The sequence below is a fragment of the Citrobacter youngae genome (genome assembly GCF_003818115.1).
Classification (GTDB): domain Bacteria; phylum Pseudomonadota; class Gammaproteobacteria; order Enterobacterales; family Enterobacteriaceae; genus Citrobacter; species Citrobacter youngae.
Genome location: NZ_RPOI01000021.1, coordinates 18,856 through 31,189 on the forward strand (window position 1 = coordinate 18,856; position 12,334 = coordinate 31,189).

Here is a 12,334-nt window from a genome sequence, read left to right on the forward strand (position 1 = left end):
TCAGGAGTAAAAGAGCCATGCCAAAACGTACAGACATAAAAAGTATCCTGATTCTGGGCGCGGGTCCGATTGTTATCGGTCAGGCGTGTGAGTTTGACTATTCCGGCGCGCAGGCGTGTAAAGCGCTGCGTGAAGAGGGTTACCGCGTCATTCTGGTGAACTCCAACCCGGCGACCATCATGACCGACCCGGAAATGGCCGATGCCACCTACATCGAGCCAATTCACTGGGAAGTGGTACGCAAAATCATTGAGAAAGAGCGCCCGGATGCGGTGCTACCAACCATGGGCGGTCAGACAGCGCTGAACTGCGCACTGGAACTGGAACGCCAGGGCGTACTGGCTGAGTTCGGCGTGACCATGATTGGCGCGACGGCGGATGCTATTGATAAAGCGGAAGACCGTCGTCGCTTCGACATCGCGATGAAGAAGATTGGTCTCGACACCGCGCGTTCAGGCATCGCTCACACCATGGAAGAAGCGCTGGCGGTTGCAGCTGACGTTGGCTTCCCGTGCATTATCCGTCCTAGCTTCACCATGGGCGGCACCGGTGGCGGTATCGCCTACAACCGCGAAGAGTTCGAAGAAATCTGCGAACGCGGTCTGGACCTTTCCCCAACCAACGAGCTGCTGATTGATGAATCGCTGATTGGCTGGAAAGAGTACGAGATGGAAGTGGTGCGTGATAAAAACGACAACTGCATCATCGTCTGCTCCATCGAAAACTTCGATGCGATGGGCATCCATACCGGTGACTCCATCACCGTAGCACCTGCCCAGACGCTGACTGACAAAGAATATCAAATCATGCGTAACGCCTCGATGGCGGTACTGCGTGAAATCGGCGTGGAAACCGGCGGTTCTAACGTCCAGTTTGCGGTAAACCCGAAAAACGGTCGCCTGATTGTCATCGAGATGAACCCGCGCGTATCCCGCTCCTCGGCGCTGGCCTCTAAAGCCACCGGTTTCCCGATTGCGAAAGTTGCCGCCAAACTTGCTGTTGGATATACCCTCGACGAACTGATGAACGACATCACTGGCGGCCGTACTCCGGCTTCGTTTGAGCCGTCCATCGACTACGTTGTGACCAAGATTCCACGCTTCAACTTCGAGAAATTCGCCGGTGCTAACGACCGTCTGACCACGCAGATGAAATCTGTCGGCGAAGTGATGGCGATTGGCCGCACCCAGCAGGAATCGCTGCAGAAAGCGCTGCGCGGTCTGGAAGTCGGCGCGACCGGCTTTGACCCGAAAGTAAGCCTGGACGACCCTGAAGCGCTGACCAAAATCCGTCGTGAACTGAAAGACGCTGGCGCTGAGCGTATCTGGTATATCGCCGATGCCTTCCGCGCGGGCCTGTCCGTCGACGGCGTGTTCAACCTGACCAACATCGACCGCTGGTTCCTGGTACAAATTGAAGAGCTGGTGCGCCTGGAAGAAAAAGTAGCCGACCTTGGCATCAACGGCCTCGACGCTGACTTCCTGCGCGTACTGAAGCGTAAAGGTTTCGCTGATGCGCGTCTGGCGAAACTGGCCGGCGTTCGCGAAGCGGAAATCCGCAAGCTGCGCGACCAGTACAACCTGCACCCGGTCTATAAGCGCGTGGATACCTGCGCGGCAGAATTTGCCACCGACACTGCTTACATGTACTCCACTTATGAAGATGAGTGTGAAGCAAATCCGTCCGTCGACCGTGATAAAATCATGGTGTTGGGCGGCGGTCCAAACCGTATCGGTCAGGGTATCGAATTTGACTACTGCTGCGTACACGCCTCGCTGGCGCTGCGCGAAGATGGTTATGAAACCATCATGGTCAACTGTAACCCGGAAACCGTCTCTACCGACTACGACACCTCCGACCGTCTGTACTTTGAGCCGGTAACGCTGGAAGACGTGCTGGAAATCGTGCGCATCGAGAAGCCGAAAGGCGTTATCGTGCAGTACGGCGGTCAGACTCCGCTGAAGCTGGCGCGCGCGCTGGAAGCCGCAGGCGTACCGGTAATCGGTACCAGCCCGGATGCCATCGACCGTGCGGAAGACCGTGAGCGCTTCCAGCACGCGGTTGACCGTCTGAAGCTGAAACAACCGGCGAACGCCACCGTAACGGCCATTGAACAGGCTGTTGAGAAGGCAAAAGAGATTGGTTACCCGCTTGTGGTACGTCCGTCCTACGTTCTCGGCGGTCGCGCGATGGAAATCGTCTATGACGAAGCCGACCTGCGTCGCTACTTCCAGACTGCGGTCAGCGTTTCTAACGATGCGCCGGTACTGCTGGACCGTTTCCTTGATGATGCGGTTGAAGTGGACGTGGACGCTATCTGCGACGGCGAAATGGTGCTGATTGGCGGCATTATGGAGCACATCGAACAGGCGGGTGTACACTCCGGTGACTCCGCATGTTCTCTGCCTGCGTACACGCTGAGCCAGGAAATTCAGGATGTAATGCGCCAGCAGGTGCAGAAACTGGCCTTCGAACTGCAGGTTCGCGGTCTGATGAACGTCCAGTTTGCGGTGAAGAATAACGAAGTTTACCTGATTGAAGTGAACCCGCGTGCGGCGCGTACCGTTCCATTCGTCTCCAAAGCAACGGGTGTTGCGCTTGCAAAAGTCGCGGCACGCGTAATGGTCGGAAAAACGCTGGCACAGCAGGGCGTCACCAAGGAAGTTATCCCGCCGTACTACTCGGTAAAAGAAGTGGTGCTGCCGTTCAACAAGTTCCCGGGCGTTGACCCGCTGTTAGGGCCGGAAATGCGCTCTACCGGGGAAGTGATGGGCGTGGGGCGTACCTTCGCAGAAGCGTTCGCTAAGGCACAGTTGGGCAGCAGCTCCACCATGAAAAAACAGGGTCGTGCGCTGCTCTCCGTTCGCGAAGGCGATAAAGAGCGCGTGGTTGACCTGGCGGCGAAGCTGCTGAAGTTTGGTTTTGAGCTGGATGCGACGCACGGCACGGCGATTGTGCTGGGCGAAGCGGGTATCAATCCACGTCTGGTGAACAAGGTGCATGAAGGGCGTCCGCACATTCAGGACCGTATCAAGAATGGCGAGTACACTTACATCATCAACACCACCGAAGGGCGTCAGGCGATTGAAGACTCCAAGCTGATTCGCCGCAGCGCACTGCAGTACAAAGTGCATTATGACACTACCCTGAACGGCGGTTTCGCGACGGCGATGGCGCTGAATGCCGATGCCACTGAGAAGGTGACCTCTGTGCAGGAAATGCACGCACAGATCAAAAAGTCATAAAAAATAGGTTCGGTGATAATTGTGTTAACCTGACCTGCAATATAATCTTGAAAGGGTTTCTGTAAAGAAACCCTTTTTTAAATTCGCGTAAGGTCATTCCTGGCCAAATGCACTTTCATAACCACATTTTCAATGTAATAAGCACGATATAGCTCACACTAATCAACATTCAAGTCGCATACTATCCTTTATATCCACAATTTTAATATGGCTTAGTTTTTATTAATTTGGACAGGCCGTAGCCAGATTTTTAATTTGTGAAATGGTGTGCTTATGTGTGAAAAATATGTTGAAAGACCGCTTTATTTGTTAATTGCTGACTGGATGATGGCTGAGGATCGTTGGATCACCGCAAAGGAAATTTCCCGCCATTTTGATATTGAGCACTGCAAAGCAATTAATACTCTCTCTTATATTCTGTCGGAAGTGGGAGAAATTGTTTGTGAAGTTAAGATGATCCCTAATCAGATTGCAGGCCGGGGCTGCCAGTGCCAGCGTCTGGTAAAAGTCATCAGTATTGATTCTCATCTCTACAACCGATTGAGCCACAATTTGCAGGAAAAAAAGGTGAGTGTGGCGAAAACGCCGCGGCTGTCTGCCGTTCCCCCAACAGAGCTCAACCGTGAGCAGAAATGGCAGATGATGCTCTCCAAGAGTATGCGTCGCTAATTGTCAGTTTGCCTGATGGCGTTATAAACGGTGGTTGACGCGTAGGCCGGATAAGCGTGAGCGCATCCGGCATCAATTACTGTGCTGATTTGGGTTTTACGTCCGTCGTGCCTTTCAGGCGCGGCCGGTGTTTTTCGACCCGCGTTAATGGCTGCGTCTCGTGTAGGCTTGTTTGGCAGCGGGTTGCAAGGTCCTGATACTCTTTGGTGTTTAACCGTTTCCAGTGCAGTTCCTGAACCGTGACTTCACGCAATACGCGAGCGGGTGAGCCCACCAGCATCTGCCTGGCCTCCCCCTGAAAGCCGGCTTTGACAAAGCTCATGGCGGCGACAATGCTCTCTTCACCAATCACTGCGCCGTCCATAATGACGCTGTTCATGCCGATCAGCGCATCTCTGCCCACCACGCAACCGTGCAGGATTGCGCCATGGCCGATATGCCCATTCTCATGCACGATGGTGTCAGTGTCGCAATAACCGTGCATGATGCAGCCATCCTGCAAGTTAGAACCTGCCTCCAGAATCAGGCGACCATAGTCACCGCGCAGTGAGGCATGTGGGCCGACGTAGACGCCAGCCCCCACGATCACATCACCAATCAACACGGCGCTGGGATGAACATACGCCTCTGGATGTACTACCGGAATCAGGCCTTCAAAGGCGTAATAGCTCATCGGTTATCAGCGTCCTTTCCACACCGGATCGCGTTTTTCCGCAAATGCCAGTGGTCCTTCCAGCGCATCTTCCGAGTGCAGCACCGACGGATAGTGCTTCAGCACACCACTGCGGATGTAACGGTAGCCTTCTTCTACCGGCATTTCGCTGGTCGCACGATAAATCTCTTTCAGCGCGGCGATAGCCAGCGGGGCGCTATTCACCAGCTGCTGCGCCAGTTCGCGCGCGCTATCCATCAGTTCGCTCTGGCTGACAACGCGGTTGACGATACCCCAACGTAGCGCTTCTTCGGCGCTCATTCGTCTGCCTGTCATCACCATTTCGTTGACGATAGCCGGTGGCAGTAGCTTCGGCAGACGCAGAACGCCGCCGCTGTCAGGCACGATCCCGAGCTTGGCTTCCGGTAGCGCGAAGCTGGCATTTTCCGCGCAGACGATGAAATCCGCCGCCAGCGCCAGCTCAAAACCACCGCCAAACGCATAGCCATTTACCGCAGCGATGACCGGTTTATCGAGGTCGAAAATTTCGGTTAAACCGGCAAAGCCGCCTGGGCCAAAATCGGCATCCGGCGCTTCACCTTCAGCTGCCGCTTTTAAGTCCCAGCCCGCAGAAAAGAATTTCTCACCACCGCCGGTGATTATCGCTACGCGTAATTCCGGGTCATCACGAAAATTAAGAAACGCTTCGCCCATGGCAAAGCTGGTTTTGGCATCAATGGCATTGGCTTTAGGCCGGTCGAGGGTAATTTCCAGAATCGGGCCGTTACGGGTCAGATGTAATGATTCACTCATAGTTCATCTCCAGATAAATAGATTTCCCGGCAGGAGGAATTCCTACCGGGAGGGTTATTTCAGATTTTTTTTGATTATTTTTCCTGAACAATTGCGCGGCAGGTCGGTTCTTATCTCCATAAAAGAGGGAACCTTGAATTTCGCCATATTGTTTTCGCAGAAGCTGAAGAACTCGGCTTCGCTTAATGTTTCACCTTCATTAAGGACGATAAACGCTTTAATGGCTTCATCACGGATTGAATCTTTAATACCGACAACCACAATGTCCTGAATTTTCGGATGCGCAGAAATAATATTTTCCAGCTCGACGCAGGAGACATTTTCTCCGCCGCGTTTAATCATGTTGCAGCGTCTGTCGACGAAATAAAAAAAACCGTCCGCATCCTGGTAACCCGAATCTCCGGTATGTAACCAACCCTCAGCTTCCAGCGCTTTGGCGGTAGCCTCCGGCTGGGCATAGTACTCTTTGAAGATTGTTTTGCCCGGCACGCCTTTAATACAGATTTCGCCAATTTCTCCGGCGGGCAGGGGACGGTTGTGATCGTCACGGATTTCGGCTTCATAGCTAAACCCTACGCGGCCAATTGAGGGCCAGCGTCGTTTGTCACCGGGACGGTCGCCGATAATACCGACGATGGTTTCAGTCATACCGTAGGAGGTCAGCAGCCTGACGCCAAAACGTTCGGTAAAGGCGTCTTTTTCCTGTGCGGATAAATTGAGATAGAACATTACTTCGCGCAGGTGATGCTGTCTGTCGGTTGGCGCGGCAGGTTGTACCATCAGCGTTCTGATCATCATCGGAATGCATTCGGTAACCGTCGCCTTATATCTATGCACCTGATTCCAGAACGTCCTGGCACTGTACTTCTCTAGCAGCACAAAGGTGCTGCCAGCGGAGAATGCGGGCATTGCGGCGGTACACTGACAGTCGATATGAAAAGCGGGCATCACCGTCATGTAGACGTCATCATTACGCAGAGCGATTTGCCAGGAAGTGTAGTAGCCTGCAAAACGCAGGTTGTAGTGGGTAATCACCACCCCTTTAGGTCGTGAAGTGGTGCCTGAGGTAAACAGAATTTCCGCCGTATCGTCAGTGGATAACGCGGGCGTATAACACAGCGTAGTCGACTGGCGGGATTGCAGTTGGGTAAAGTGGCTCACGCCGTCGTCAACCGGAAGCTGTTCGCCAATCAGACAGATATGATTAAGCGGTGTGGTATTTTCCAGCCGTATCTGGCGGTACATAGGATAAAACTGGGCGCTGGTGACCAGCAGGCTTACCTGGCTGTTTTGCAGGATCCAGGCACTTTCTTCGCCCAGTAAGCGGGCATTAATCGGTACCATAATGGCGCCAATTTTTGCCAGCCCAAACCAGCAAAAAATGAATTCCGGACAGTTATCCAGATGCAATGCGACCTTATCGCCCTTGCGGATCCCTAAGGAATGGAAAAGGTTTGCCGTGCGGTTAATCTCTTCATTGAGCGAGGCATAGCTAAACTGCCGAACGACTCCTTCGCAGGATTCGAAAATTAACGCCGTTTTATCTCCGTACACCCCGGCCAGGTCGTCCCACATCTGACGTAAGTTTTGTCCGCCAACGATATCCATATTGCTTTATCCACTGAAATCAGGCGTGAGCGCTAACCCACTCGCGGGTCAGCGCGTCGCGTTTATTCCTCAACTCTGGCCAGGCCTTTGCCGACCAGCTCATTTATGTCTGCTTCGCTATATCCAATATTTTTCAGAATGGCGGCGGTATCCATGCCGTGTGACGGCATGCCACGCCAGATTTTCCCTGGGTTGTTTTTAAATTTCGGCATGATGTTTGGCCCTTTGCAGGTGCGGCCATCCATTGTTTGCCACTGAGTAATGGATTCACGGGCAACGTACTGCGGGTTGTCTTCCAGTTCCGGAATGGTCAGCACCTTCGCGCAGGCGATATTCAGCTCAGCAAAGCGCGCCTGGACTTCGGCGATGGTGTGTGTTGCCAGCCACGCGTCCAGTTTCTCTTCCACGAGCGGGCCGTAAGGGCATTCCACGCGATGGATAAGCTGGGTACCTTCCGGGACTTCCGGTGTGCCAAGAATGTGGGCGAGGCCAATATCTTTGAAGCACTCGTTGATTTGCGTGATGCCGACCAGCTCCATGACGATGTAACCATCGGCGCATTTATACAGGCCGCAGCCAGCGTAATACGGGTCTTTGCCTTTGGTCATGCGTGGGCAAATTTCGCCGCCGTTAAAGTAATCCATCATGAAATACTGGCCCATGCGCAACATCACCTCGTACATGGCGATATCAATGCTTTCACCTTTGCCCGTTTCGCGTACTTTGTGCAGGGCAGCCAGCGCCGCTGTCGTTGCGGTCATCCCTGAGAAGTAATCGGCGGTGTACGGGAAGGCTGGCATCGGCTGATCAACATCACCGTTTTGAATCAGATAGCCGCTGAACGCCTGCGCGATGGTGTTGTAAGCCGGAAGATTGGTGTACTCCTCGGTACCAAACTGGCCGAAGCCGGAAAGGTGGGCGATAACCAGTTTCGGGTTGTGTTCCCACAGCACTTCATCGGTAATGCCGCGACGGGCAAAGGCCGGGCCTTTACTGGCTTCAATGAAGATATCGGTGGTTTCCATCAGCTTCAGAAACGCTTCCCGACCTTCATCTTTGAAAATATTGAGCGACAGGGCGTGCAGGTTACGACGTGAGAGCTGCGGATAGTTAGGCTGTACGCGGATGGTATCGGCCCACGCAACGTTTTCAATCCAGATAACCTCAGCCCCCCATTCGGCGAACATCTGTCCGGCGAACGGACCGGCAATTTCGATCCCTGAAAAGACAACTCGTACCCCGGCAAGTGGGCCAAAGGTTGGCATTGGTAAGTGATCCATAATTTTGCTCCTGGCATTTTTTTGCGGTATGTAGGCCGGATAAGCACAGCGCCATCCGGCATAATTGCCTGATGGCGACGCGAGCGTCTTATCAGGCCTACAAGGGGTCGATTAACGGTATTGCTTGAGTACCGCACGACCCAACGTCAGGATCTGCATTTCGTCAGAACCACCAGAAACACGGTCAACGCGCAGGTCACGCCAGAAGCGCGTGATGCGATGGTTACCCGCGATACCCACGCCACCCAGCACCTGCATGGCGGTGTCTACCACTTCAAATGCCGCGTTGGCGCAGAAGTATTTGCACATTGCCGCGTCACCCGAGGTAATAGTGCCGTTATCCGCTTTCCATGCGGCTTCCAGCAGCATGTTTTTCATGGAGTTCAGTTTGATCGCCATGTGCGCGAACTTCTCCTGAATCAGCTGGAAACGGCCGATCGTTTCGCCAAACTGTACGCGCTGATTGGCGTAGCGCGCGGCGTCTTCAAACGCGCACATTGCCGTACCGTAGTTGGTCAGCGCGACGAGGAAGCGTTCATGGTCAAACTCTTCTTTCACGCGATTGAAACCGTTACCTTCCCGACCGAACATGTCTTTCTCGTCCAGCTCAACGTCGTCAAAGGTGATTTCACAGCAGCTATCCATACGCAGACCGAGTTTCTCCAGTTTGTTGACCTTGATACCCGCTTTGCTCATGTCAACGAACCACTCGGTATAAACAGGTTTATCCGGCGATGCGCCATCTCTCGCCATCACCACGATGTACGGGGTATAGGCGCTACTGGTGATAAAGCACTTACTGCCATTAAGATAAACCTTACCATTTTTACGTGTATAAGTGGTTTTCAGGCTACCAACATCCGATCCCGCTCCCGGTTCGGTGATCGCAGAGTTCCACATCTGCTTACCGGTTCCCTGGAACGCCATGATTTTATCGATTTGTTCCTGAGTCCCTTCACGCAGGAAGGTATTAAAACCACCCGGTAACTGGTACAGCACATAGGTTGGCGCGCCCAGGCGGCCGAGTTCCATCCAGACGGCGGCCACGGTGACAAAACCCGCTTCCAGTCCACCGTGTTCTTCCGGGATCAACAGGCTATCGATGCCCATATCCGCCAGTGCTTTTACAAAACGCTCAGGGTAGACGCTGTCGCGATCGCACTCGGCAAAATAAGCTTCCCAGTTCTCACTGGCCATCAGTTCACGAATACCGGCGACAAACAGTTCCTGCTCGTCATTTAAGTTGAAATCCATCTTTCAGCCTCTTGATCAATTGGGTTAATAAGAATTACTTGTCTTTCCAGTGCACTTTGGCGTCTTTAATAAAGGACAGCGTCACCATGATGTTGACGAAGAACAACGGGCATCCTCCGGCGATAATCGCGGTCTGTATCGGCTTCAGCCCGCCCAGCGCCAGCAGAACGATACCGATGATGCCGACCAGCACGGACCAGCCAATACGCACTAACAGCGGCGGTTCTTCACCATCGCGAACTTCGCGACAGGTGGACATCGCCAGGGTGTAAGAGCAGGCGTTAATCAGCGTGACGGTGGCAATAAAGCAAAGGATGAAGAAGCCCCACATGGTGGCGGTGCTGAATGGCAAGGCGGCCCAGGTTTCGATAATGGCGCGCGCCACGCCGTGCTGTTCAATCAGTTGCGGGATGTTGAGAATGTTTTTATCCATCAGCAGCAGGGTATTGCTGCCAAGGACGGTCCACAGGATCCAGGTGGAAGCGGTCAGGCCCAGCACCATCCCGAAGCACAGTTCACGTACGGTACGACCACGAGAAATACGCGCCAGGAAGATGCTCATCTGGATGGCGTAAATGACCCACCACGCCCAGTAGAAGACGGTCCAGCCCTGCGGGAAGCCGCCTTTGCCGATGGCATCGGTATAGAACAGCATGCGCGGCAGATACATCAGCAGCATGCCGACGGAGTCGGTGAAGTAGTTCATGATGAAGCTGGCGCCGCTGACGATAAACACCCAGCCCAGCATCAGGAAGCTCAGGTAGCTACGCACGTCGCTGGCGATCCTGACCCCTTTTTGCAGGCCGCAGGCCACGCAAATGGCGTTCAGAATGATCCAGCAGGTAATGATGATGGCATCTAATTGCAGCGTATGCGGAATACCGAACAGCCATTGCATACACTCGGTTACCAGCGGCGTCGCCAGACCGAGGCTGGTACCCATCGCAAAAATCAGCGCCACCAGGTAGAAGTTATCCACGATGGTGCCGAACAGCCCTTTCGCATGCTTTTCGCCTACTAACGGTACCAGCGTGGAGCTGGGACGGATGACGTCCATCTTGCGCACAAAGAAGAAGTAGGCGAAGGCCACGGAAAGGAAGCTGTAGGTTGCCCACGGCAACGGTCCCCAGTGGAACAGGCTGTACGCCAGACCGATCTCTTTCGCACCCGTGGAATTGGGCTCCAAAGCGAACGGCGGGGTAGAGATATAGTAGTAGATCTCGATGGAACCCCAGAACAGCACCGCGGCGGATGTACAGGAGGCGAACATCATAAAAATCCAGCTGGCGGTACTAAACTCGGGTTTTTCGTCGCCTAATTTCTTTTTGGCATACGGGCCAAAGACTAACCAGAACCATCCGAAGAGCATGACGACCATATACCATTCGAATGCCCAACCCCAGACGTTGGTGACATAACTGAATACCGCATTAATAACGACGTTAGCGGCATCAAGATCTCTTACTGTTAGCCAACAAAGTATCCCAACAATTATTAATGGCGGAAAAAAAACCTTCGGTTCAATTCCCGATTTTCTCTTTTCATTTTTCATAAGTGAATTCCAGTGTGAAAACGAAATTTATTTAGCGTGCCCGTATGTGATCGTTTGTTTATTTATTATTAATGATTTGTTGATGACTTTTTAACCTCTGGGGCGCCTCAGTGAGTAACTCATAATGGGTATTCATTTCCGGCTGTTCTGTTATCTGTGTCACACTTTTTTATGCTGGTTATTTTGTCTGGAAATCTAGATAATTTCTTTATTAATCATGATATTGACATTGGTTTTTTAACTTTTTTAAGTGACTGGCGTTCAATATTGTTGAACCAGCAGACAATATTGAAAATTTTCATATTTGACGTGATTCTTTCAATATTGGTGAGGCATGTAACACTATTGAAAGTTACGAATTTCAATGTGTGACATTTTCAATATTGGTGATTAAGGTTTTATTTCCGAATTAAAGAGCGTGATATCTGTATTTAACACCGCCGATATAAATACGTTTCCTTCATGATTTCTGGAGATGCAATGAAGATAATTACTTGCTACAAATGCGTACCTGATGAGCAGGATATTGCGATTAATAATGCTGATGGAACACTCGATTTCAGCAAAGCAGATGGCAAAATCAGCCAATATGATCTGAATGCGATCGAGGCAGCTTGCCAGTTAAAACAGCAGGTGGGAGAGGCTCAGGTTGTGGCCATGAGCGTCGGAGGCAAAGCGCTGACCAATGCAAAAGGGCGCAAAGATGTGCTTTCCCGTGGCCCTGATGAACTGATTGTTGTCATTGACGATCAATTTGAACAGGCGCTGCCGCAACAAACTGCCACTGCGCTGGCTGCCGCCGTGCAAAAATCCGGTTTTGATCTGCTTATTTGCGGCGACGGTTCTTCCGATCTTTATGCTCAGCAGGTTGGTCTGCTGGTGGGCGAAATGCTGGACGTGCCGGCGATAAACGGCGTGAGCAAAATCCTCTCTCTTACCGACAGCACTCTGACGGTAGAGCGTGAACTGGAAGATGAAGTTGAAACCCTGAGTATCCCGCTTCCGGCGGTTGTCGCGGTCTCTACTGACATCAACACCCCTCAAATCCCTTCCATGAAAGCCATTCTTGGCGCGGCGAAAAAACCGGTTCAGGTTTGGTCGACTACAGACATTGGGCTGAACAGCGTGCAGGCGTATTCCGCACAGCATGTTGCTGCACCGAAACAGCGCGAGCGTCAGCGCGTTGTAATTGAAGGTGACGGTGAAGAACAGATTGCCGCGTTTGTCGAGAATCTTCGCAAAATCATTTAATTATCAGGGG

Annotated in this window: 9 protein-coding genes; 3 read left to right on the plus strand and 6 right to left on the minus strand. The window is 52.5% G+C overall.

The features are described 5' to 3' along the window. Positions 1–17 precede the first annotated feature (17 nt). Positions 18–3,245 carry a carbamoyl-phosphate synthase large subunit gene (gene carB / locus EHN13_RS17810; RefSeq protein ID WP_048212736.1) on the plus strand — a complete coding sequence of 1,076 codons (3,228 nt, stop codon included), beginning with the start codon at positions 18–20 and terminating at the stop codon, positions 3,243–3,245. A 273-nt stretch (positions 3,246–3,518) separates the two neighbouring features. Next, positions 3,519–3,914, plus strand: coding sequence for a carnitine metabolism transcriptional regulator CaiF (gene caiF, locus EHN13_RS17815; RefSeq protein WP_003018912.1), 396 nt, complete (start codon positions 3,519–3,521; stop codon positions 3,912–3,914). 76 nt (positions 3,915–3,990) lie between these two features. On the opposite strand, the gene caiE is transcribed toward caiF, so the two are convergent. From caiE to caiT, 6 genes are all read right to left on the minus strand, one after another. Further along, on the minus strand, positions 3,991–4,587 hold the full coding sequence (gene caiE, locus EHN13_RS17820) for a carnitine operon protein CaiE (protein WP_124021827.1): 597 nt from the start codon (positions 4,585–4,587) through the stop codon (positions 3,991–3,993). A gap of 6 nt (positions 4,588–4,593) precedes the next feature. Continuing rightward, positions 4,594–5,379 (minus strand): crotonobetainyl-CoA hydratase, encoded by a 786-nt coding sequence (gene caiD, locus EHN13_RS17825; protein ID WP_042312416.1) that lies wholly within the window; start codon positions 5,377–5,379, stop codon positions 4,594–4,596. 54 nt (positions 5,380–5,433) lie between these two features. Then, positions 5,434–6,987: a crotonobetaine/carnitine-CoA ligase gene (gene caiC, locus EHN13_RS17830; RefSeq protein ID WP_124021828.1), complete on the minus strand. Its 1,554-nt coding sequence runs from the start codon at positions 6,985–6,987 to the stop codon at positions 5,434–5,436. A 62-nt stretch (positions 6,988–7,049) separates the two neighbouring features. Further along, complete coding sequence (gene caiB / locus EHN13_RS17835; RefSeq protein WP_124021829.1) at positions 7,050–8,267, minus strand: L-carnitine CoA-transferase; 1,218 nt, start codon at positions 8,265–8,267, stop codon at positions 7,050–7,052. Between the two features lie 111 nt (positions 8,268–8,378). Then, on the minus strand, positions 8,379–9,521 hold the full coding sequence (caiA, locus tag EHN13_RS17840) for a crotonobetainyl-CoA dehydrogenase (RefSeq protein ID WP_003018898.1): 1,143 nt from the start codon (positions 9,519–9,521) through the stop codon (positions 8,379–8,381). Positions 9,522–9,555: 34 nt separating this feature from the next. Further along, complete coding sequence (gene caiT / locus EHN13_RS17845; RefSeq protein ID WP_124021830.1) at positions 9,556–11,073, minus strand: L-carnitine/gamma-butyrobetaine antiporter; 1,518 nt, start codon at positions 11,071–11,073, stop codon at positions 9,556–9,558. Between the two features lie 480 nt (positions 11,074–11,553). Here caiT and EHN13_RS17855 point away from each other — a divergent pair, with 480 nt between their 5' ends. Continuing rightward, the gene (locus EHN13_RS17855) at positions 11,554–12,324 is read left to right on the plus strand and encodes an electron transfer flavoprotein FixA (protein ID WP_124021831.1); all 771 of its coding nucleotides are present in this window, start codon (positions 11,554–11,556) and stop codon (positions 12,322–12,324) included. The last annotated feature ends 10 nt before the right edge of the window (positions 12,325–12,334 follow it).